The following is a 23283-nucleotide window of genomic DNA, read 5'->3' on the forward strand; positions in this document are numbered from 1 at the left end:
GTAGGAGATGTTCACTTTGACGGGTCGGAGCCCTGACGTCCAGCCAGTTCGCGCAGCCATTTGCGATGATGGCGAAAGGCCCAGCCGCCAGTGACGGTGCCGCGGGTCATCGCCCGTATCGTGCCGCGCGTCCAGATCGCCGCATAGACATGGACGATGAAGATCAGGATCGTGAAAAGCGCCGCCAGCGCATGCACGGCGACGGCGATGCGGCGAACGGGAATGGATACGAGATCGGGGAAGTACTGCTCCCAGATCATGATCCCCGTCGTCACAAGCACGACGATCAGGCCGGACATGCCCCAGAAAACCATCTTCTGACCGGCATTGTACTTGCCGAGTTCAGGCAGGCTTTCTTCGTTGCCCTGGAGAAGGTCGCCGAACTTGCGGCTCCATTCCACATCCTCGCGCCGCGGCAGATTGAGCTTCCACATCTGCGCAAACAGGAGGAGGAAGCTTGCGACAAGGACAAGTCCGACGATCGGATGCAGCCACCGCGTCGTCTGCCCGCCGCCGAAAAGCCCGGTCAGGAAAAACAGCGAGGGATGGAAGAAGGAAAGTCCGGAGATCAGAAGCACGATCATGCAGGCGGCGGTGACCCAATGGTTGAGACGGGTATAGCCGCGATAGCGATTGACGGTGACCGGGTGCTTCGTCTCGATCCGGTCGCCGGGGGCCGAATAGATGCGTTTGTCAGCCATCACGCCTCCCTGCCGCCTTGCGGGCGGTTGCGGTCCTCGACGAGTTCTTCGGCCTCGCCTTCCTCGTGGGCGGTCACCTCGTTCGGACGGGCGAAGATGCCGTGCAGCACGGCACCGGCGGCTGCAAGCCCGGCAACGGCGAGGCCGACGGTCTTCGCCGGGCCTTTCCAGCCGCGCACCACCGGCGAAATCTGCGGATCTTCCGGCAGCCCGGAATAGAGCGACGGCTGATCGGCATGGTGCAGCACATACATCACATGCGTGCCGCCGACGCCCTGCGGGTCGTAGAGGCCGGCATGGTCGTAGCCGCGCGACTTCAGGTCCTCGACGCGCTCGTTGGCAAGCGTGACCATGTCTTCCTTCGTCCCGAAGGTGATCGCCTTGGTCGGGCAGGCCTTGGCACAGGCCGGTCCCTGGCCGACCGCGACACGGTCCGAGCAGAGGGTGCATTTCTTCGACACATGCGCGGTCTTGGATATGCGCGGAATGTTGAAGGGACAGCCGGCGATGCAATAGCCGCAGCCGATGCAGTTGTCGGAGATGAAATCGACGATGCCGTTGGAATATTGCACGATGGCGCCGGGCGCCGGGCAGGCCTTGAGACAGCCCGGATCGGCGCAGTGCATGCAGCCGTCCTTGCGGATCAACCATTCGAACTCGTTGGTAACGGGGTTCTCGTATTCGGTGAACCGCATCAGCGTGAACATATCCGCTGTCAGGTCGTGCGGGTTCTCGTAGACGCCGACATTTTCCTCCAGGTCCGGATGGGTGTCGTTCCATTCGATGCAGGCGGACTGACAGGCCTTGCAGCCGATGCATTTTGAAACGTCGATCAGCTTGGCGACCGGGGTCAGCTGTCGTTCGGGTGTCGGCACGTCGCTCGTTGCCGACACCTTGATGACGTCGCTTGGCAACAGGTTCGAAGCCAGCGGCTGCAGCGGCGGGTTGGCGGCGGCTGTTACCGGTTCCGGTGCGCGTTCGCTCATGCCGAAGCTCCTTCTTCCGCCGCGGGTTCGATATTGACCAGGAAGGCCTTGAACTCCGGCGTGTCGATGTTGGCGTCGCCGACGAAGGGCGTGAGGCTGTTCGGGCCGAAGCCCTTGCGGGCCGCACCCATGAAGCCCCAGTGCAAGGGAATGCCGACCACATGGACCGGCTTGCCGTTGCAGATCAGCGGGCGAATACGCTTCGTTACCACTGCCTTCGCCCAGACTTCGCCGCGCGCGCTCCACACGCGCACCCGCCCGCCCTTGGTGATGCCGCGCTCGGCCGCCAGCTCCTCGCTGATTTCCACGAAGAATTCCGGCTGCAGCACGGCGTTGACGCGGCTGTGCTTGGTCCAGAAGTGGAAGTGCTCGGTGAGGCGGTAGGACGTGGCAACGAAGGGGAAGTCGGTGCTCGTGCCCAGCTGTTGCAGGTCGTTGGGGAAGATGCGCGCGACGGGATTGCCGCGAAGCTTGGCGTTGAACGGATTTTCGACCGGGCTTTCGAACGGCTCCATATGCGTGGGGAAGGGGCCGTCCCGCATCAGCTTGCGGGCAAAGAGACGGGCGGTTCCCTCGGCCGTCATGATGAACGGCATCACGGTCTCCGGCTTTGCCGTCACCGCGATGTCGGGCACGTCGAAGCCCGCCCAACGCTCGCCGTTCCATTCGATCAGTTTGCGCGCCGGATCCCAGGGCTTGCCCTCTAGGTCGCAGGAGGCGCGATTGTAGAGTATGCGGCGGTTTGCGGGCCAGGCGAAGGTCCATTTGAGGAAGGTGCCGACATCGCCCGGATCGCTGTTGTCGCGCCGGGCCATCATGTTGCCTTCCTCCGTCCAGGAGCCGGTATAGATCCAGCAGCCCGACATGGTGGAGCCGTCGTCGCGCATGACGCCGAAGTTCGGCAGGAGCTTACCGGCCTCGACCAGCACCTTCGTCGGATCCGTCGGATCGTAGAGCGTTTGCAGCGCCCGTCCGTTCATCTCCTGGGCAAGTTCGGCCGGTTCCGGCTCGTACGGGTCCTTGTAGTCCCAGGCGAGGTTCAGGATCGGTTCGGGACAGACCCCGCCTTCCTTGCGGTAGAGTTCACGCACCCGCAGGAAGATGTTGGCCATGATCCAGGTGTCGTGCTTGGCGTCGCCCGGCGGGGTCGCGCCCGGCCAGTGCCATTGCAACCAGCGGCCCGAATTGACGGTGGCGCCCTCGTCCTCGGCAAAGCACGTCGCCGGCAGTTGCAGCACCTCCGTCATGATCTTGGCGGGATCCACCTGGTTGTAGATGCCGTGGTTTTCCCAGAAATGCGCCGTCTCGGTCTGCAGCGGGTCGATGGTGACAAGCAGCTTCAGCTTCGAAAGACCCTCAGTCAGCTTTGCCCTGTTGGGGAAGGACAGAAGCGGATTGAAGCCCTGGCAGAAGTAGAGGTTCACTTCGCCGCGGCTCATCATGTCGAACATCCGGAGGATGTCGTAGTAGGGCACATCGAGCTTCGGCAGCCAGTCGAAGCCCCAGTCGTTTTCCTTGGTCGCAGCGCTGCCCCACATGGCCTTCAGGAAGCTGACCATGAATTTGGGCGTGTTTTGCCAATAGCTCGTCTGGCCCGGAACGAGCGGCTTGTTGCCGCGCGTCGACATGTAGGTCGTGTAGTCCGTCTCCTTTTCGGTCGCCAGGTTCATGTAGCCCGGCAGGGAATTGGAAAGCAGGCCGATGTCGGTCAGGCCCTGAATATTGGAGTGGCCGCGAAGCGCGTTTACCCCGCCGCCCGGCAAGCCGACATTGCCGAGGATCAGCTGCAGCATCGCCATGCCGCGGATATTCTGGGCGCCTTTCGAATGCTGCGTCCAGCCGAGCGCGTAGAGCGAGGTCATCACCTTGTCGCGGGCGGACGTCGCGCCGATCATCTCCAGGATCTTCAGGTAGCGATCCTTGGGCGTGCCGCAGATGTTTTCGACAAACTCCGGCGTGTAGGCTGCGACATGCTGCTTCAGGAGGTTCCAGACGCAGCGCGGGTCTGACAGGGTCGGATCGGTTTTCACCGTGCCGTCCTCGTTCAGCTGGTATTCCCAAGCGGTGCGGTCGTAGTCGCGTTTCTCCTCGTCGTAGCCGTTGAAGAGGCCATCGACCCAGCCGAAGTCTTCATTCACCAGGTAGGTGGCGTTGGTGTAGTTCTTCACGTAGTCCCACTGCACCTTGTCGTTTTCGATGCAGTAGCGGATCGCGCCCATCAGGAAGGCGATGTCGGAGCCGGGTCGGATCGGGGCGTAGACGTCAGCGACCGATGCGGTGCGGTTGAAGCGCGGGTCGACGACGATCAGCCGGGCACCGCGATGATGCTTGGCTTCCGTTACCCATTTGAAGCCGCAGGGATGGGCTTCCGCCGCGTTGCCACCCATGACGATGACGAGGTCGGTGTTCTTGATGTCGGTCCAGGCGTTCGTCATTGCGCCGCGGCCAAATGTTGGAGCCAAACTGGCTACCGTGGGGCCGTGTCAGACGCGTGCCTGGTTGTCGAAGCCGACGACTCCCATGGACCGGACGGTCTTGTAGGTCAGCCATCCCGTCTCGTTGGTGCCGCCCGAGGCCGCGAGGAAGCCCATCGTCGTCCAGCGGTTGACGGTGACGCCGGCCGCATTCTTCTCGATGAAGTTCTTGTCGCGGTCGTCCTTGATCGCGCGGGCGATCTTGTCGAAGGCATCTTCCCAGGAGATGTCCTGCCAGGTGTCGGTGCCTGGAGCGCGGTGACGCGGCTTCGTGGCACGGGTCTCGGACTTCACGAAGTCCTTGAGCGCCGCGCCCTTGGGACAGAGCGTTCCGCGGTTGGTCGGATGATCGGCATCCCCCTCGATATGGATGAGTTCCGCCTTCTCGCCGGCGGAAAGGTCACCCTTCGAATACATCAGGATGCCGCAGGCGACCGAACAGTAGGTGCAGACGTTGCGGGTCTCGGTGGTGCTTGCGAGTTTGAAGGCACGCACATGAGCGGCTGTTGCGGCCTCGGCCGCTCCGAAGCCCATGGCCCCGATCGTGGTAGCCGCGGCTCCTGCGCCGGCAAGCTTCAGGAAACTGCGGCGAGAAAGATCGATGTTCATTGGAGGTCCTCTTCCATGCGTATCGGTCTTGAAACGAATGGTCGAGCCTTGGAGCCGGCGTGTCAAGGCCGATTTGATCGGCTTTTGTCACGAAAAGTCATGGCCTTGCCGGAAATGATCGGTCATGATCGCGTCCGTGGTCGGCAAGGCCGCCATCGATACCATTGCATCGAGGGAGTTCTGATCGTGAGCAGCCTGCCCGCCTCCGAGCCTCGCCTGACCTCGCTTGCCCATGGCGGCGGCTGCGGCTGCAAGATCGCGCCGGGCGTGCTTCAGGAAATCTTGCGGGGACGCGTCCAGCTGCCGGTGCCGCCGGAGCTGCTGGTCGGCATCGAAACCTCCGACGATGCGGCAGTCTATCGCCTCAACGATCACCAGGCGGTGGTCGCCACCACCGACTTCTTCATGCCTGTTGTCGACGATCCCCACGATTTCGGCCGGATCGCCGCGACCAATGCGATCAGCGATGTCTACGCCATGGGCGGCACGCCGATCTTTGCGCTGGCGCTCGTCGGCATGCCGGTCAACGTGCTGTCGACCGAAACCATCGGCGCCATTCTCGACGGCGGCGCGGTGGCCTGCCGGGCGGCCGGCATTCCGATCGCCGGCGGCCACACGATCGATTCAGTCGAGCCGATCTACGGTCTCGTCGCGATCGGCCTCGTCGATCCCGCGCATCTGAAACGCAACAGCGGCGCCCTTGCCGGCGACGTGCTCATCCTCGGCAAACCGCTCGGCGTCGGCATCTTTTCCGCGGCGCTGAAAAAGGGCGCGCTCGATGAGGCCGGCTATGCCCGCATGCTTGACAGCACCACCCGCCTCAACGCGGCCGGGCCCGATCTCGCGCGGCTTCCCGGCGTCCATGCAATGACCGACGTGACGGGCTTCGGCCTTGCCGGCCACGCGCTCGAAATGGCGCGTGGATCGAACTGCCAGGTCCGGATTGACTGGTCCGCCGTTCCGCTTCTGGAGGGTGCTTTCGAGCTGGCTGCCGCCGGTTTCGTCACAGGCGCCTCCGGGCGGAACTGGGCAAGCTACGGGCAGGACGTGGCCTTTGACCGCGAGATGGGCGCGATCGACAAGGCGCTGCTCTGCGATCCGCAGACGAGCGGCGGCTTGCTCGTCGCCTGTGACCGGTCGGCCGCGCAGGACGTGCTCGGCGTCTTCGGCAAGCACAGCTTCGGCGCAGCGGTGATCGGGGAAACGGTGGCCGGCCCAGCGAGGGTGGTGGTCGCGTAGGCATTGGCGCGTACCCGGCGACCGTCGAGTCTAGCCGCCAATGTCTTGCCCAAAAATCTCGCGCCCATCAGGTCGACTGTAACGTCATCGCCGGGTCGCGTTGGTCCCGGCGATGATCGCTATATTGCGGTCGGGTTGCCTCGGCCGCAGGCCGTGACGGTTGCCCCTCTGTCCCCCGCTATTGCTCGGCGGACCGGAGGGCGCCGGCATCGTATACGACCTCGCCGCCGAGCAGGGTCAACACCGATCGGATGGTATCGATCTCGTCGACCGGCATCGTCATGTAAGGCTTGTCGAGCACGGCGAGATCGGCGAGCTTGCCTTCGGAAAGCGTGCCGCGATCCTTTTCGGCAAAGCCGATCCATGCGGCATTGCGGGTGTAAAGCCTGAGCGCCTCTTCGCGCGTCAGCAACTGGTCGCTCGCCTTCTGCACAGTGCCCCCCAGCGAACGCCCCGTCAGGTGATACTCTATCGCCTGCCAGACGCCGGCGACGCCGATGCGCGTGGAGTCGGTGCCGCCTGCCACCAGCAGCCCCTTGTCGATGGCAAGGCGTGTCGGCGGCGAAAGGGCCGCGACATCGGCGCCGTTGGCGTCGGCGATCGCCGCTCCCTCGAAATAGGGTCCCATCTGGACGGTGTAGGCGAGGCCTATCTTCCGCATCCGGTCGAGGGTCCGCTCCGATCCGGTGTTGAGGTGGGCGATCGACCAGCGGAGGTCGTTGAGCGGATGTGTCTTGTGCACCTCCTCGAAGACGTCGAGGATCGCGCCCGCGGCATCATCGGTATAGGCGTGGATCTCGACGGGGATGCGCCGTTCCGCAGCGAAGAGCGCGACTTTCAGGAGTTCGTCGCGGGCCTCCCTGGGCGGCGCAAAGCCAGGCCCCATCTGCACGCCGTCGTTCATCGCAAAGACCAGGGATTCGCCAAGGCCGAGGAAGCTCAGCGTGCCGTCGTCGTGGACGGCGGGACGGAACGACATGATCTCGCGGAACCATTCGGCTTCCTTGCCGGGGTGGGCCGCCGGAATGCGGTAGCCGGCCCTCAGCGTCAGGCCGCCTTCGTCGCGAAGCGCAAAGAACGGTTCGTAGCCGGCCGCCGGCCCTGCGGAAGGGTCGATGAAGCCGGTAACCCCGACCGCGTTGAGATGCGAGAAGAACACCTTGAGGTTCGCCTTGCGCTCTTCCTTCCCAATCGCGCTGAGCTGTCCGAAGAGCACGTTGAACGAGCCGATGTTGCCGAAGAGCTTACCCGTCGCACGGTTTTCTCCGTTGCGCTCGATCCTGACGCCGGGCGGCAGTTTCGGTTCGGCGCTGTCGAGGGCAAGCAGTTCGATCCCCTTGGTGTTCACGAGCGCGTAGTCATAGAGGTATTGCACATAGGCCGGGGTGTCCGGCAGAGCCTTGTCGAGGTCGGCAAGCTCGGGCGGACGGCGCTCGGCGAACTGGTCTGGATGCCAGGAGCCGACGACCGCAACCCACTGGTCCCTGGCGCGATCGCGCGCCGCAGTCTTCAAGGCTTCGAGCGCGCTCGCAAGGCTCGTTTCGTCATGCCAATAGGTTTCGAACGGATAGGTCTGGCCGCCTCGGATCGCGTGGATATGCGTGTCGACAAGGCCGGGTATGACCGTGCGGCCGCCAAGGTCGAGCACCTCGGTGTCAGGCTGCATCAGCTTTGCGATGTCCTCGTCGCTGCCGACCGCCACGATGCGGCCATTGGAAATGGCAAGCGCTTCCGCCGCCGGCCGGACCTCGTCCATGGTGACGATCGTGCCGTTTCTGAGCACGAGGTCGGGGCGATCGCTTGCCAGGGACGGTTGCGTGAAAACGGCAAGCTGCGCCGCGGCGAGGCATAAGGTCGAAAACCGGCGGATCAAGGCACTCTCCTCAACTGGATCGGTGAAACCAAACTGGCGGAGGACGCGGGTGGTTCGCGTTGCTTTCTCCGGCAGCTGCGGCGTCGGGTGGTGGCCGAGCCGTCATCGCCACGCCTGAGATAGCGGGCTGAAAAAAGATACGGACGCTACAAAGCGGCGGTAGGCACCGAAATCGAGCCATAGTGTCCTAGAAATAGGACAAGGAATTTGGCGCGTGCCGATCCAGGCTGCGATGGCATGGGGAGCCGTTGAGGCAAAGGCCGGCGCTCAATTGCTTCCCATGGCGCGCAGAAAGTCCACGTCGAATTGGACGATAGTCCACCAAAAGAGCACACTCGAACCTCATCTCCACGGGAACGGCAAGCTACCAATCTGTCGGCAGGATGAGGAACCCGCCAGATCAGAACCAAGGGAGCGAGAAATGATCCATGCCGATGACGGCTCACTGTCCCAGGAACAGCGAATGATGCGCGACAGCTGCCGCGCCTTCGTCGACGACGCGGTGACGCCTTTCATTCGATCGAACTGGCAGCGCGAATGGGACATGAGCCCGGGCGAGCGGCTGCCGCGCTCGATCCTTGAGGGTGCCGAAACGATCGGCGTCCGCACGCTCGGCGTGCCGGAAGCCTATGGCGGCGTCGACCTGGAGCGCGAGACGGAGGTCAGGACCTTCGCGCTGATCTCCGAGGAAATCGCTCGCGGCGACTCGGGCCTTGCCGACAAGCTGGTGCAGAACTGGAAGGTTTCGATCCTCCTGCGCGAATTCGCGCCGAAGCACCTGCAGGACAAGTGGTTCCCGCGCCTTCTGGCGGACCCGCAGTTCCTGCTGGCCCATTGCCTGACCGAGCCGCGCGGCGCTTCCGATCGCTGGCTGCCCTACAACGTGCCCGAGGCGGCGATGCACACGAAGGCCGTGCTCAAGGACGGCCACTGGGTGATCAACGGCCGCAAGCAGTTCATCTCCAACGGCTTCGATGCGAGCCTCTATGTCGTTTATGCCAATACGGACTCCTCCGTCGGCATGCTGCAGGGAACTTCGAGTTTCCTCGTGCCCCGCGACACGCCCGGCCTGACGGTGACGAAGTGCAACGAGACCATGGGCTGCCGTTTCATGAACAACGGCGAACTGGTGTTCGAAGACTGCCGGGTGCCGGCCGATCATCTTCTCGTCCAGAACACCGCCCTTGGCAGCGCCGGGCAGTATTTCCGGGCCGGCAAGATCATCCAGGCGGCCAAGAACCTCGGCGTCGGCGTCGCCTGCTTCGAGCGCACGGCGGACTACGTCCAGAACTACGTGCAGGGTGGGCGTATCCTCATCAAGCACCAGGCCGTGGCCCTGCGGCTTGCCGACATGGCGACGCGGATCGAGGCGGTGCGCGCGCTGATCGAGCGGGCGTCGAGGGCCGTCGACGAGGGCCATCCGGACATGGATGTTCTCTGCAACATGGCCAAGGTCTACGCCTCGGAAGAGATCATGAAGGTCGCGACCCACGCGCTGGAACTGCATGGCGGCAACGGCGCGATGCTGGAGTTCGGCATCGAGAAGCTGTTCCGCGACGCGGCAATCTTCCTGCACATGGACGCGACCGTCGATGTCAGCCGGATGAAGATCATCAAGACCATGTTCCCGGCGACCGCCGGCAAATACGCGGGCCCTGAGAACTAGGGCCTGCCGGAGGAGATGGCGGGCTCGGGAGGACGAAGATGAAGATATTGGTCGCGATAAAGCGCGTTGCCGATCCGAACGTGAAGGTGAGGCTACGGTCCGATGGCAGCGGTCTCGACCTTGCCGCCATCAAGATGACGATGAACCCGTTCGACGAGATCGCGGTCGAAGAGGCGGTCCGCCTCAAGGAGGCGGGCATCGCCTCCGAGGTGGTCGTCGTTTCGGTCGGCCCCGAAAAGGCGACGGAGACGTTGCGCACGGCACTGGCGATGGGGGCCGATCGCGGCCTCCTCGTCAGGACGGAGGCGACGACCGAGCCGCTGGCGGTTGCCAAGGTGCTGAGCGCCGTCGCCGGCGAAGAACAGCCGGCCCTGATCCTTCTTGGCAAGCAGGCCGTCGACGATGATTGCAACCAGACCGGACAGATGCTGGCGGCCAAACTCGGTTGGCCGCAGGCGACCTTTGCCTCGCAGCTCACCGTCGATGGCGACCGCGCCACCGTCATTCGCGAGGTCGATGGCGGATCGCAGACGATTGCGCTTGCGCTACCGGCGATCGTCACGGCGGATCTGCGCCTCAACGAGCCGCGCTACGCGTCGCTGCCGAACATCATGAAGGCCAAGAAGAAGCCGCTGGAGGAAAAGTTACCTTCAGACTACGGGCTGGTCATCGAGGAGCGCCTGGAGGTCGTCCGTCTCGAAGAGCCGCCGACAAGGGCGGCCGGCATCAAGGTGAAATCCGTGGCGGAGCTTGTCGAACGACTGAAAACGGAAGCGGGAGTGCTGGCATGAGCGTGCTTGTCTTGGCCGAACACGGCAATGCGCAACTGGACGAGGCAACGGCAAGGGCGGTCAGCGCCGCCCTTTGCCTCGGCAACGACATCCATGTGCTTGTCGCGGGTAAAGGGTGTCACGACGTGGCCCTCGCTGCCGCCTGTCTCGACGGCATCTCCAAGGTGCTGATCGCGGAGGGCGAAAGCCTTGCCAACCAGCTTGCCGAGCCGCTTGCCGATGTGATTGTCGCCCTGTCTGGAAACTACGATGCCATCGTCGCGACATCCACCTCGACCGGCAAGAACGTGATGCCGCGCGTCGCGGCGCTGCTCGACGTCATGCAGGTCTCGGACGTGATCGCGATCGACGGCCCCGACCTGTTTCGCCGTCCGATCTATGCCGGCAACATCGTGCAGACCGTGCGCTCGAAAGACCCGAAACGCGTCCTCACGATCCGGGCGTCGGCATTCCGAGCCGTGGGTCGGGGAGAGGCGAAGCCGATCGAGACCGTCGATGTTACCCCAGGCGCCTCCCGGTCGACGTTTGTCGCCAATGCCGTCGCAGTTTCGGAGCGGCCGGAGCTCACCTCGGCGCGCATCGTCGTGTCCGGCGGGCGCGGCATGGGCTCGGCCGACAATTTCGAGACGGTGCTTGCGCCGCTCGCCGACACGCTGGGGGCGGCATTGGGTGCGAGCCGCGCGGCGGTTGACGCCGGCTATGTGTCGAACGACCTTCAGGTCGGCCAGACCGGCAAGATCGTCGCGCCCGAGCTCTACATCGCCTGCGGCATTTCCGGCGCGATCCAGCATCTGGCGGGCATGAAGGATTCGAAGGTGATCGTCGCGATCAACAAGGACGCGGAGGCACCGATCTTCCAGGTGGCCGACTACGGTCTCGTCGCCGATCTCTTCGAGGCCGTTCCCGAATTGAACGGTACGCTCGCAAGCGCGACTTGAAGCAAGCGGCGTCGGCACTGAGGCAAACAGGGAGGACGGGATGGCAAGGATAGACGGGCAGCCGGGCGATGATCCGGATCAGGACGTGGACGATACCCTGTCGGCGCCCTTTCGTTCCTACGCGCTCGAACGAGCCGACGCGCCCCGTTTCCATATTCGCCTCGTCGAAAAGACCCAGAGGCTCTATCCGGCCCACAAGCACGACTACTTCCAGATCGTCTATTTCATGAGCGAGGGGCCAACGGCGCGCGTCGGCCTAAAGTCCTACAAGCCGCAACCGGGCTCGGTCTATTTTATCGGACCGATGACGCCGCATCAGATGCGGTTCAGCAGTGCGTCGCGGTCCGTCGTCATCTACTTCGATCTCGATTTCCTGCGGCCGGGCATCACGCGCTCCTATCCGATACAGGAGCTGGTGCGCATCGCGCCTGAACTCACGCCGTTTGCCTGGCAGGGGCATATCGACTTCAACCTCGACGAAGCCCAGGCGGCGCGCGTCGAGGAGGCCTGCCGGGAGATGATCCTGGAACATGCCGAGGACCGGATCTGCACCGGGGAGATCATTCGCGCCGAACTGACGCTGATGCTCGGCAGGATCTGCCGGGCCTATGAGGATCGTTTCGACGAACTGTCGCCGGTACTGCCGGCGATCGGCCGGGACAGCGGGCACATGCGCCGGATCTCCGATTTCATCGCCGAGAACTACCTGCGCTCGCCGACGCTCGATCAGGCGGCCGCGTATGCCAGGCTTTCCCGCAGCCGCCTCTGCGCGCTGTTGCGACAGCATACGGGCACCAGCTTCAACGCGCTTATCCGTGAGATGCGCATCGATGACGCGCGCGAACGCCTGGTGCTGACCGACGAGCCGATCGGCCAGATCGCCTATGCCGTCGGCTACAACGACGAGAAGTATTTCCTGCGGGCGTTCCGGAAGTCGGTCGGAATGACGCCGACGGCCTATCGGGCGAAACGGCTGAGCGACCTCGCCGTACCCGCCACGACGCGGCGCGGCCTCGGCGCACAGGCTCCGGGCCTGATGCCAAGGAGCAGGAGCTAGGCGGATCACACGAAACCAGTCGGACAACGGGATTGTCCGACGGACAGAGGAAAGCCTGACCGGGATGCGGTCCGGCATGTGCGGTTGATTGCAACACGGGAGGAGTAGCAATGCTTAAGAATGTCGAGGATCAGGCGCGGGCGCCGCTCCGGATGTCCGGCCTGTTTGTGGGCGGGGAATTTCTGGACGATGGCAGCGCCACCACGTTCAGCGTCGAGGAGCCGGCAACCGGCGCGACGATCGCGCATGTGACCAATGCATCGGAGGCCGACGTCGATCAGGCCGTCAGAAGTGCGCGCGCCGCCTTTCAGGCCTGGCGCGACCGCTCCCCGCGCGAGCGCGGGCAGATCCTGCGGGAGGTCGCCGCCCATATCCGCAAGCACGTGGACGAACTGGCCGAGATCGAGGCGCGCGAAGTGGGCAAGCCACGTCGCGATGCGCTCCGCTTCGACGTGTCGTTCTGCCATGCCTGCTTCGACTATTTCGGCGGTCTCGCCGATACGATCCACGGAGAGATCCTCGACCAAGGGCCAATCGAGGCGCGCATCAACTACGAGCCCTACGGCGTGGTGGCCGCGATCCTGCCCTTCAACTGGCCGCCGATCCACTTCTCCAAGAAGTGCGCGCCGGCACTTGCCGCCGGCAACACCGTCGTCATCAAGCCGGGCGAGCAGGCGCCCTTGACCGTGCTGCGCCTCGTCGAGCTCGCCAACGAGATCCTGCCGCCGGGCGTTCTCAACGCGGTCGCCGGCATGGCTTCCGGCCCGGCACTTGCCGCCCATCCGCTGGTCGAGCGCATCACCTTCACCGGGTCAACGATGACGGGCCGCCGCGTGCTGCAGTCGGCCGCGCAGAACCTCACCTATGCCACGATGGAACTGGGCGGCAAGAACGCGTTGATCGTGCTGCCCGATGCCGATCTCGACGTCGCGATCAACGTCGCGCTCGAAGGCATGTTCTACAATCAGGGCGAGGCCTGCACATCGACGTCGCGCATCCTGGTGCACGATAGAATCCATGACGAGTTTCTGGAGCGGTTCGCACGGGCGACCGAGAAGCTGGTCGTCGGCGACGGGCTTGATCCGGCGACCGATATCGGAGCCATGGTCGATGCGAAACACCGCGACAAGGTTCTCTCCTATCTCGACATCGCGCTGAAGGAGGGAGCCCGCCTGGTCACCCAGGGCAAGCTGCCGACCGACGAGCGCTTGAAGGACGGCTACTGGGTCGCGCCGACGGTTCTGGCCGAGGTCACGCCCGACATGACCCCGGCGCGCGAGGAGATGTTCGGCCCGATCGCCAGCATCATGCGGTTTTCGACCGAGGAAGAAGCGATCCGCATCGCCAATGACAGCGAATACGGCCTGACGGCGGCGATTTGCACGACCGACGAGGCGCATGCCGGCAAGATCGCAGCCAAGCTCGAAGCGGGCATGATCTTCATCAACAACTACATGCGCCGCGCCTTTCTCGGCTCGCCCTTCGGCGGTCAGAAGGGAAGCGGCTTCGGCCGGGAAAATGCGGCGGAAACGCTGCGCGAATTCACGCGCTCGAAGAACGTCCGGTTTCCGTCGGGCCGGGGCACCATCCCGACCTGGCCACCGAAGGACTGAGTTCGTTCTGAACCAGATCCATTGAACAAAACATCCAGCACGGTGGCACCCGTCTTCGGCGCGCCACCGTGCGAGCTTCAACCGGTCCCAGTTTAGGATGGGCGTCGCGTTCCGCGTGGCGCGTCCGCTCTGTACGGCCGGCAATTGATAGGCGGGTTGCATGCAGATGGTTGAACGCGAGAGCATGGAGTTCGACGTTGTGATCGTGGGTGCGGGACCGGCGGGTCTTGCGGCGGCGATCCGGCTGAAGCAGGTCAATCCGGAGCTTTCGGTCGTCGTGCTCGAAAAGGGCGCCGAGGTCGGCGCGCATATTCTGTCCGGCGCCGTCGTCGATCCGATCGGCATCGATAGGCTGCTGCCCGACTGGCGTAAGGACGCCGACCATCCGTTCAAGACCGAAGTGAAGGACGACCACTTCCTGTTTTTGGGCCCCGCCGGCTCGATCCGCCTGCCGAACTTTTTGATGCCGCCACTGATGAACAATCACGGCAACTACATCGTCTCGCTCGGCAACGTCTGTCGCTGGCTGGCGACAAAGGCGGAAGAGCTCGGCGTCGAGATCTATCCGGGCTTTGCCGCAACCGAGGTGCTCTACAACGACGAAGGTGCGGTCATTGGTGTCGCCACCGGCGACATGGGTGTCGAGCGGAACGGCGAGCCGGGTCCGAACTTCGCCCGCGGCATGGCGCTCTTGGGCAAATACACGCTGATCGGCGAGGGCGTGCGCGGCTCGCTCGCCAAGCAGCTGATCGCCAAGTTCGATCTCTCCAGGGACAGCGACGTCCAGAAGTTCGGCATTGGCCTCAAAGAGCTCTGGCAGGTGAAGCCGGAAAACCATCGTCCGGGCCTGGTGCAGCACTCCTTCGGCTGGCCGCTCGGCATGAAGACCGGTGGCGGCTCGTTTCTCTACCATCTCGAAGACAACATGGTCGCCGTCGGCTTCGTCGTGCACCTGAATTACAAGAACCCCTATCTCTTCCCGTTCGAGGAGTTCCAGCGCTTCAAGACGCACCCCAGCATTCGCGGCACCTTCGAGGGTGGCAAGCGGCTCTCCTACGGCGCGCGTGCGATCACCGAGGGCGGCTACCAGTCGGTGCCGAAGCTTTCCTTCCCCGGCGGCGCGCTGATCGGCTGTTCGGCCGGCCTCGTCAACGTGCCGCGCATCAAGGGCAGCCACAATGCGGTGCTTTCAGGCATTCTTGCCGCGGAAAAACTGGCGGCGGCAATCGAAGCGGGTCGGGCCAATGACGAGCCGATCGAGATCGAGCGCGGCTGGCGCGACAGCGCCATCGGCCAGGACCTGAAGCGGGTGAGGAACGTCAAGCCGCTGTGGTCGAAGTTCGGCACGGCGATCGGCGTTGGGCTCGGCGGTCTCGACATGTGGACCAACCAGCTGTTCGGCTTCTCCTTCTTCGGCACGCTGAAGCACGGCAAGACCGATGCGCAGTCGCTCGAGCCGGCCGCCCAGCACAAGAAGATCGATTATCCGAAGCCGGACGGGGTTCTGACCTTCGATCGGCTCTCCTCGGTGTTCCTGTCGAACACCAACCATGAGGAGGACCAGCCGGTCCATCTCAAGGTGAAGGACATGGATCTGCAGAAGCGCTCCGAGCACGACATCTATGCCGGCCCGTCGACGCGCTACTGTCCGGCCGGCGTCTACGAATGGGTGGAGAAGGACGGCAGGCAAGTCTTCGTCATCAACGCGCAGAACTGCGTGCACTGCAAGACCTGTGACATCAAGGACCCGAACCAGAACATCAACTGGGTGCCGCCCCAAGGTGGCGAAGGCCCAGTCTATCCGAACATGTGAGTTCGGGAGGTGGGCTGCACGGACCGCCGCGAGGAACCGCGGCGAAGGCCCGGTCTATCCGAACATGTAAGGGCGCTTCCGCCCTCTTCATTGGTGCCAAGTGAGAGACGTATCCATGCAAGAGCCGAATGCCGTAACCAACCCCGCACTCAACCAGTGGATCGACGATGTCCGAACCCTGTGCGAACCGGATCAGGTCCATGTCTGCGACGGCAGCGATGCGGAGTATCGACGTCTCTGCAACACCCTTGTCGCCGCTGGCACCTTTATCCCGTTGAACGAAGCGAAGCGCCCGAACTCGTTCCTCTGCCGCTCCGATCCCGGCGATGTCGCACGCCTGGAGCATCGCACTTTCGTGTGCACGGCCGACCGGGACGATGCAGGCCCGACCAACAACTGGGCCGATCCCGCCATCATGCGCGCCGACCTTTCGCAGCTGTTCAAAGGATCGATGCGCGGGCGGACCATGTATGTGATCCCGTTCTCCATGGGGGAGCCCGGCTCTAAGCTGGCGATGATCGGGGTCCAGATCACCGATTCCGCCTATGTGGCGGTCAGCATGAAGCTGATGGCGCATATCGGGCTGCCTGTCCTTCGCGCGCCTGGCGCGGGCGATTTCGTGCGCTGCCTGCACTCGGTCGGGGCGCCGCTTGCACTTGGCGATCGCGATGTGCCGTGGCCCTGCAACGCGGAGCACAAATACATTGTCAGCTTCCAGGACGATGGTTCGATCGCATCCTTCGGTTCCGGCTACGGCGGCAATGCGCTTCTCGGCAAGAAGTGCCTGGCGCTGCGGACCGCCTCGCTGAAGGGGCGACAGGAAGGGTGGTTTGCCGAGCACATGCTGATCATGGGCGTGGAGGATCCCACTGGCAGAAGCACCTACGTCGCCGCCGCCTTTCCGTCGGCCTGCGGCAAGACCAATTTCGCCATGCTTCTGCCGCCCGAGGGTTTTGCGGGCTGGAAGGTCAAGACCATTGGCGACGACATCGCCTGGATCCGGCCGGATGCGGACGGCACCTTGCGCGCCATCAACCCGGAGACCGGATTTTTCGGGGTTGCTCCGGGCACCAACGAGAAGACCAATCCCAATATGATGGCGGCGATCGCGCGCAATACCATCTTCACCAATTGCGCGCTCACGCCCGATGGCGACGTGTGGTGGGAGGGGTTGACGGAGGGGGCGCCGCCGGCGCTGGTGGATTGGCGCGGGCTCGACTGGACGCCTGAGGCCGGTCGCCCGGCCGCGCATCCGAACGCCCGCTTCACCGTTTCGCGCGACCGCTGCCCGAGCATGGATCCATCGGCCGCCGATCCCGCCGGGGTGCCGATCTCGGCCTTCATCTTTGGCGGGCGGCTCTCCCACACCTTTCCGCTCGTCTTTGAGGCAAGCGACTGGCGCGAGGGCGTCTACTGGGCGGCAACGCTCGGGTCGGAAGCAACGGCGGCGGCCGAAAACCAGGCCGCGACCCGGCGCGATCCCTTCGCGATGCTGCCCTTCTGCGGCTACAATATGGCCGACTACTTTGCGCACTGGCTGTCTCTGGGCGACCGGCTTGTGAACGCACCGGCGATCTTCCGCGTCAACTGGTTCCGGCGCGACGCGGACGGCGCATTTCTCTGGCCGGGCTTCCGGCAAAACATGCGCGTGCTCAAATGGATCGTTGAGAGGACGGAGAACATCGGCGGCGGAGACGCCGCGTCGATCGGCCTTGTGCCGGGTTACGACGACCTCGACTGGGATGGTCTCGGCTACGACCGCCAGACCTTCGGCGCGCTGATGAGGCTCGATCCGGCCGAACTCACGAAGGAACTGCAGAGCCACGACGCCTTGCTGCAGTCCTTCGGTCAACGATTGCCGCCAGAGCTTTCCGCCACCCGTCGCGCCTTGCTTGACGCGCTGGACCGGGCGCCGGATCGAGACTGAGTGCTATGGCTCTGCCCGTTAGTCAGCCAGGCGCCCACGGCCACCGCTGTGGCGGCAGTGCCGTGCTCAGCCGTCGAGCAGCGCCACGTATTCGGGGTGTTTGGCCGCAAAGGCGGCCATGAAGGGACACTTGGCGATAACGCGCGCGTTTCGCGCGCGAAGAACGTCGAAGACGCCGGTGGCAAGCCGGGTGCCGATCCCTTGCCCCGACAGGGCCTGCGGCACTTCCGTGTGTGTGAGAACGACCCGGCCGTCCTCCAGCCGATAGTAGGCAACGGCGATCTCGTCGCCGATCGGCAGCTCAAACCGAGACGCCTGAGTGTTGTCGACGACCTGTTCGACCAATTCGATGCCTACCTTCCCGCAACCGTTATCTGCTGCTGTGGCTGTGCCCTGCACTATAGGAGGAACGATCCATCCGCGCGACCACTCTGTCGCGCGAATGCGCAGTTCTACGTCTCAGAGCGCCCGGCCGCCATCCACCTGGATGATGTGACCGGTCGAGAAACCGAGCAGCGTTGCGCTTGCCAGGATGGCGGCGGCAATGTCGTCGACTTCGCCGATGCGGCCGAGCGGGGTCGAGGCCGCGACCTTATCGTTGAAGTCCGAGCCGCGTCCGGGAACGAATTGCGTGTCGACGACGCCAGGAGAAATCGCAAGCACCCGGATTTCCGGGGCAAGAACGCGGGCGAGCGCCTTGGTCATTACGTCGATGCCGGCCTTGGCGGCGCAATAGGCGATGTTGGACCCGACGCCGGTGAAGGCGGCGATCGACGAGATGGAGACGACGAGCCCGTCGCCGGACTTCTTCAAAAGCGGAGCGAAGGCGCGGATCGCTGCGAACTGGCTGCGCCAGTTCACCTTGAAAATATCGTCGATCAGCTCGTCCGTCAGCGCGTCGAGATCCCGGTGGGCAATGGGCTTGGTGAAGCCTGCGGCATTGACCAGCACATCGAGCTTGCCGAATTTCTGTTCGATGGTGCGGGCAAGGTCGCCAAGGGCGTTGGAATTCGTGATGTCGACGGCATATCGGGCATGACGTTCTGCGTTCGCAAGCGAAGAAATTACCGCGTCCGCGCTTGCGGCCCCCTGTTCGCCCGGCATGTGGGTGACGAGCACGGTCGCTCCGGCGTCTGCAAACAGCCGCCCCGTCGCCGCGCCGATCGCGCCGTTTCCGCCGATGACGAGAACTGTCTTTCCAACCAAGGACCGCGGATACGCCATAAGTTCCTCCCTCTTGACGTGATGTCTTTCGACCGGCGGAAGCGTCCGCCCGGCAATTTGACGATTGATCGATGCGACCTTAGGGCAATCGATTGCACAAAACAACAAGCAATCGATTGCATGGAAGTTCGCGACGAACGCCCGCACAGGGAGGTTCGCAGGGGAAAGCGATCCGAGAGGCGGTCGAAGCCGCCGAACCCTGATGAATTTTCGGCTGGGGGACTGTCAGCGCTTCTGTGCTGCCACCGGCCCGGTGCTTTCGCGCTCCAGCAGTTCCACCGGCAGCACGGTCTCGAGCGGGATGTCGTCGTCCGCGCCGGCATGCATCAGCCGCAGCAGGATCGACGCGGCGGTGATACCCGCATCATATTGTTGGATGCGGACGGTCGTGAGCCTTGGACGCGCCAGTTGCAGGAACGGCATGTCGTTGAAGCCGCTGACGGAAATGTCCGACGGACAGTCGAGACCGTTCTCCCGCAAGACGTCGATGCAGCCGAGTGCCAGACGATCGTTTGCGCAGAGCACGGCGGTGAAATTGTGTCCGGATGCCAGCAGTTCGCGCGTGCAGCGGGCGCCTTCGTCCTCGTCAAAGCGCATGGCGGTGACGATGAGCTGCGGATCGATGTCGATCGACATTCTCTTGGCGGCATTGCGGAAGGCGGCCAGGCGCAATTGCCCGGTCGATAGATCCTGCGGCCCGGCGAGATGCGCGATCTGCCGATGGCCGAGCTTGGTCAAGTGACGCAGCATTTCGCAGATGCCCATGTCCTCGTCATTGATGACATAGGGGATGTTGGAATTCTCGACGCGCCGGTTCAGCGTTACCACCGACAGGCCATCCTGGGCGGCCTTGGCGATCGAGGGGTCGCTTCTGAGCACCGCCGCATGGATGAGGCCGTCGACACCGCGATCGCGCAACACTTCGAGAAGGCGAACCTCGCGTTCGCGCTCGCTGTCGGTGTTGACGATGATCGACGCATAGCCGAGCGGTTCGAGAACGCTTTCGATCCCTCTGAGGATCGGTGGGAAAATCGGATTGGTGATATCCGGAATGACGACGCCGACCGTCATCGTGCGGTTGGTGCGAAGTCCGAAGGCGATGCGGTTGGGACGATAGTCCAGGCGTTCGGCAGCCGCCTGGATCTTCGCTACGACCTCTGGCGTGATGCTCTTCCGCTCGGTCGGGTCAAGGGCGCGCGATACGGTCGACACATGAACGCCGGTCGCGCGCGCAATGTCCTTCAGCGTGGTTCGTTTCTTCTGCATGTGTCACCTCTCGCCTCCATTTAAAATCTTGCAAGAGGTTTTGCAATCGTTCGCATAGATGCTTGACAAAGCGCAAACGCTGCGCATAATCGCCGATGTGCAATCGTTTGCATATTCAGTTTGCGGCAGGGCGGTTGAGGAGCTGGCCTGCTGTCGATCGAACAGTGCGCAAGTGACGTCCGGCGTGGCTGGGCGATTTGTTTTTCGCTTCAATGCAAACGATTGCGCGCAAATGTCTGGGAGGAGACAAAATGGGAATCAATCGGCTGATCGCGGCAGCAACCATCAGCGTGCTTTCGGCAAGCACCGTTGCGAGCGCTGCGGAAACAATAAGGATCGGCGCATCGCTGCCGATCACCGGTGGCCTTTCGGTCAGCGGCGAGAAACATAAGCGGGGCTACGAGCTCTGCAACAAGCTCATCAACGAAGCGGGCGGCATTCTCGGCAAGCAGGTGGAGCTGATCGTCAGCGACAACCGCTCCGACCCCGCGACGGCCATCAACCAGTACGAACGCTTCATCAATGTCGACAAGGTCGATGCCGTCTACGGCACCTTCTCGAGCCGCCTGACCTTTCCGGTCGGCAACGTTCTGTCCAAGTACAACATGGTTCACCCGGTGCCCTCGGGCGGGGCGCTGCGGATCTATGCCCAGGGCTACAAGAACCTCTTCTATTTCCAGGTCAATGCCGCCGAGTACACCGGCAAGGACGTGATCAGTCTCCTGAAGGAGATCAAGGATCCGGCGGATGCGCCGAAGACCGTCGCCGTCGTCCATGCCGACGACTTCTTCGCCAATGCGATCGCCACCGGCCTTCTCGGCAAGAAGGTGATCGACCCCGCCAACGACAAGGAAATCGCCGACCTCGCGCCCGGTTACTTCAAGGAAGCCGGCATCGAGGTGGTGATGGAGGAGAAGTGGCCCGAGGAAGGCTTTAACGACTGGCTAAACCTTGCCAATTCGATCAAGCGTTCCGGCGCTGAAATGATCGTCGGCCTGACGGCCTCGGCCGAAGAGGCGGTGCAGCTTATGCGCGCACTCAAGACCGTCGGCGCATCGGCAAAGCTCGTCTATCTCAGTCAGGGCGCGCAGACGGAGTTCATCGAGGGTGTCGGCAACGGCGCGGCCGATGGCGTCGTCATCCACACCACCTGGCACAAGGATGTTCCGTTCAAGAGCACGCTTGCCGGAAAGCCCTTCGACAACGCCGATTTCGTCAAAGCGTTCGAAGCCGAATATGGCGTCGAGCCGGATGAGGACAGCGCCATCCCCTTCGCCGTCTGCCAGGGCATCGAGCAGGCGATGGTCGGCGCCGGCAGCACGGACAATGCCAAGATGGGTGAGTGGCTGCACGCCCGCACCAAGGAACAGCCTGTCCAGACCGTGCTCGGCGATTTCAGCTGGGACGATCTCGGCCTGCCCGTCGACAAGTCGCACATCATGACCCAGTGGCAGGACGGCAAGCTGACCTTCGTCTACCCGACCGGCCAGTTCGAGGGCATCGTGCCCTTCCGCTATCCCAAGTCTGGTTTCTGACCCTTTGCAAGGCAGGGGAGGGTGTTTCGTCCGCGAGGCGCCCTCCCGATCCACAGGCATCGACTACCCAATTTCTAGTACAAGGAGATCGCGCGGATGCTCGAGGTTAAGAACCTGTGCAAGCACTACGGCGGAATTCGCGCCGTGGACGGCGCAAGCTTCAAGGTCGAGAAAGGCTCGATCACCGCACTCATCGGCCCGAACGGCGCCGGCAAGACCACGGCCTTCAATTGCATCAGCCGCACCGTCGTCCCGACCTCGGGCGAAGTCTGGCTGGACGGGGAGCGGATCGACAATCTGCGTCCGCACAAGATCACGGCCAAAGGCCTCAGCCGGACCTTCCAGATTTCGCGCAACCTCGGCGACATGACCGTGTTGGAAAACGTGATCGTGCAGGCGCGCTGCCGCGGCTTTGCCGATCTGTTCCGGCCGGCGGTCACAGCGGAAGAGCGGGACAAGGCGATGTCGATCCTCGATTTTCTCGGGATCACCCGCATCGCCTACGAGGATGGGCACAACCTGTCCTACGGCCAGAAGAAGCTCATGGATCTGGCCGCGCTGCTGATGGCCGATCCGAAGATCATCCTGCTCGACGAGCCCGCCGGCGGCGTCAACCCGACGCTGCTCGAAGAGATCGTCGGCCACATCCGGGCGCTCAACGCCAAGGGGCTGACGGTGCTGATCGTCGAACACAACATGGACCTGATCATGCGGCTTTCGCACCGCGTCGTCGTCATGGCGCACGGGCGGGTGATCTGCGACGGCACGCCCGATGTGGTGCGTCGCGATCCGCATGTGCTCGAAGCCTATCTGGGCGGCGTACTGGAAGAGGAAGCGGCCTGATGAGCGATCTCCTGCAAGTCACCAACATCACCGCCGGCTACGGCGACGGCCCGGCCATTCTCGACGGCGCGCGGCTGACGGTCGAGCCCGGCAAGGTTCACTGCATCATCGGCCCGAACGGCGCCGGAAAGTCGACGCTGCTGAAGGCGATCTGCGGCATGCTGACGATCCGCAAGGGCGACGTCATCTTCAAGGGCGAGCGGCTGAACGGCCTGCGCCCGGACCAGATCCTGCGCAAGGGCATCTGTTTCGTGCCTCAGGAACGGGCACTGTTTCCGAAGATGACGGTGCGCGAAAACCTGCGCATGGGCGGATACGTGCTCGACGACGCGAAGCTTCGCGACCGTCGCATCGAGGAAATCCTCGAGCGCTTTCCGGTGCTGCGCGAGCGCGCCGACCAGCACGCCGGAACCATGTCGGGCGGCCAGCAGCAGACGCTTGCGATGGCGCGCACGCTGATCGTCAAGCCGGACATCGTCATGCTCGACGAGCCCTCTCTCGGGCTCGCGCCGAAGATCGTCCAGGAGATGTTCGACATCATGAAGATGATGTCCCAGGAGGGCGTCACCGTGCTGCTCGTCGAGCAGAACGCCATGATGGGCCTCAAGAATTCCGACTGGGGCGTTGTGCTCGACCTCGGACGCACCCTTTTCGAGGGGCCGGCCGAGGCGGTTCTGGCGGACCCGCGCATCCAGGAACTTTACCTCGGCGGCCGCAAGGTCGCGTAG

General features: G+C 63.7%; 18 protein-coding genes. 11 read left to right on the forward strand and 7 right to left on the reverse strand.

The genetic code is table 11. From position 1 onward, the window contains the following. Window positions 1-11: 11 nt before the first annotated feature. Genes ACIQUG_RS10965 through fdnG form a run of 3 tightly spaced genes read right to left on the reverse strand, consistent with a single transcriptional unit; the run spans window position 12 to window position 4770 of the window. Window positions 12-701, reverse strand: coding sequence for a formate dehydrogenase subunit gamma (locus ACIQUG_RS10965; RefSeq protein ID WP_043623496.1), 690 nt, complete (start codon window positions 699-701; stop codon window positions 12-14). Continuing rightward, window positions 701-1687 carry a formate dehydrogenase subunit beta gene (gene fdxH / locus ACIQUG_RS10970; protein WP_402321013.1) on the reverse strand — a complete coding sequence of 329 codons (987 nt, stop codon included), beginning with the start codon at window positions 1685-1687 and terminating at the stop codon, window positions 701-703. The genes ACIQUG_RS10965 and fdxH overlap by 1 nt, the downstream gene beginning before the upstream one ends. Then, window positions 1684-4770 (reverse strand): formate dehydrogenase-N subunit alpha, encoded by a 3087-nt coding sequence (fdnG, locus tag ACIQUG_RS10975; RefSeq protein WP_402321016.1) that lies wholly within the window; start codon window positions 4768-4770, stop codon window positions 1684-1686. Before fdnG ends, fdxH begins: the two co-directional genes overlap by 4 nt. A gap of 195 nt (window positions 4771-4965) precedes the next feature. Between fdnG and selD the strand changes: the two genes are divergently transcribed. Beyond that, window positions 4966-6009: a selenide, water dikinase SelD gene (selD, locus tag ACIQUG_RS10980; protein ID WP_402323008.1), complete on the forward strand. Its 1044-nt coding sequence runs from the start codon at window positions 4966-4968 to the stop codon at window positions 6007-6009. Window positions 6010-6187: 178 nt separating this feature from the next. Here the strand turns inward: selD and ACIQUG_RS10985 are convergent, their stop codons facing one another. Further along, entirely contained in the window at window positions 6188-7882 is a 1695-nt protein-coding gene (locus tag ACIQUG_RS10985; protein ID WP_402321019.1) for an amidohydrolase, read from the reverse strand. Window positions 7883-8303: 421 nt separating this feature from the next. Between ACIQUG_RS10985 and ACIQUG_RS10990 the strand changes: the two genes are divergently transcribed. The 7 genes from ACIQUG_RS10990 (at window position 8304) to ACIQUG_RS11020 (ending at window position 17687) form a co-directional block, all read left to right on the forward strand. Then, window positions 8304-9548: an acyl-CoA dehydrogenase family protein gene (locus ACIQUG_RS10990; protein ID WP_043623505.1), complete on the forward strand. Its 1245-nt coding sequence runs from the start codon at window positions 8304-8306 to the stop codon at window positions 9546-9548. 38 nt (window positions 9549-9586) lie between these two features. After that, complete coding sequence (locus ACIQUG_RS10995) at window positions 9587-10339, forward strand: electron transfer flavoprotein subunit beta/FixA family protein (protein ID WP_402321023.1); 753 nt, start codon at window positions 9587-9589, stop codon at window positions 10337-10339. Continuing rightward, the gene (locus ACIQUG_RS11000; protein ID WP_402321025.1) at window positions 10336-11277 is read left to right on the forward strand and encodes an electron transfer flavoprotein subunit alpha/FixB family protein; all 942 of its coding nucleotides are present in this window, start codon (window positions 10336-10338) and stop codon (window positions 11275-11277) included. The genes ACIQUG_RS10995 and ACIQUG_RS11000 overlap by 4 nt, the downstream gene beginning before the upstream one ends. Window positions 11278-11317: 40 nt before the next feature. Next, the gene (locus tag ACIQUG_RS11005; RefSeq protein ID WP_402321028.1) at window positions 11318-12334 is read left to right on the forward strand and encodes an AraC family transcriptional regulator; all 1017 of its coding nucleotides are present in this window, start codon (window positions 11318-11320) and stop codon (window positions 12332-12334) included. Window positions 12335-12444: 110 nt separating this feature from the next. Beyond that, a complete protein-coding gene (locus tag ACIQUG_RS11010; RefSeq protein WP_402321030.1) occupies window positions 12445-13947 on the forward strand; it encodes an aldehyde dehydrogenase family protein in 1503 nt (500 codons plus the stop codon). Window positions 13948-14107: 160 nt separating this feature from the next. Continuing rightward, on the forward strand, window positions 14108-15760 hold the full coding sequence (locus ACIQUG_RS11015; protein WP_402321033.1) for an electron transfer flavoprotein-ubiquinone oxidoreductase: 1653 nt from the start codon (window positions 14108-14110) through the stop codon (window positions 15758-15760). A 115-nt stretch (window positions 15761-15875) separates the two neighbouring features. Then, a complete protein-coding gene (locus tag ACIQUG_RS11020) occupies window positions 15876-17687 on the forward strand; it encodes a phosphoenolpyruvate carboxykinase (GTP) (protein WP_402321035.1) in 1812 nt (603 codons plus the stop codon). 66 nt (window positions 17688-17753) lie between these two features. On the opposite strand, the gene ACIQUG_RS11025 is transcribed toward ACIQUG_RS11020, so the two are convergent. The 3 genes from ACIQUG_RS11025 to ACIQUG_RS11035 form a co-directional block, all read right to left on the reverse strand. Beyond that, complete coding sequence (locus ACIQUG_RS11025; RefSeq protein ID WP_402321038.1) at window positions 17754-18032, reverse strand: GNAT family N-acetyltransferase; 279 nt, start codon at window positions 18030-18032, stop codon at window positions 17754-17756. Between the two features lie 114 nt (window positions 18033-18146). Further along, window positions 18147-18911 (reverse strand): SDR family NAD(P)-dependent oxidoreductase, encoded by a 765-nt coding sequence (locus ACIQUG_RS11030; protein WP_402321041.1) that lies wholly within the window; start codon window positions 18909-18911, stop codon window positions 18147-18149. Window positions 18912-19136: 225 nt separating this feature from the next. Further along, window positions 19137-20177, reverse strand: coding sequence for a LacI family DNA-binding transcriptional regulator (locus ACIQUG_RS11035; RefSeq protein WP_402321044.1), 1041 nt, complete (start codon window positions 20175-20177; stop codon window positions 19137-19139). A gap of 251 nt (window positions 20178-20428) precedes the next feature. Between ACIQUG_RS11035 and ACIQUG_RS11040 the strand changes: the two genes are divergently transcribed. The 3 genes from ACIQUG_RS11040 (at window position 20429) to ACIQUG_RS11050 (ending at window position 23283) form a co-directional block, all read left to right on the forward strand. Beyond that, a complete protein-coding gene (locus tag ACIQUG_RS11040; RefSeq protein ID WP_402321047.1) occupies window positions 20429-21712 on the forward strand; it encodes an amino acid ABC transporter substrate-binding protein in 1284 nt (427 codons plus the stop codon). Between the two features lie 96 nt (window positions 21713-21808). Next, window positions 21809-22555 (forward strand): ABC transporter ATP-binding protein, encoded by a 747-nt coding sequence (locus tag ACIQUG_RS11045; protein ID WP_402321050.1) that lies wholly within the window; start codon window positions 21809-21811, stop codon window positions 22553-22555. Then, on the forward strand, window positions 22555-23283 hold the full coding sequence (locus ACIQUG_RS11050) for an ABC transporter ATP-binding protein (RefSeq protein WP_043611329.1): 729 nt from the start codon (window positions 22555-22557) through the stop codon (window positions 23281-23283). The genes ACIQUG_RS11045 and ACIQUG_RS11050 overlap by 1 nt, the downstream gene beginning before the upstream one ends.

It is taken from the genome of Ensifer sp. NPDC090286 (assembly GCF_044769565.1).
Lineage (GTDB): Bacteria > Pseudomonadota > Alphaproteobacteria > Rhizobiales > Rhizobiaceae > Ensifer.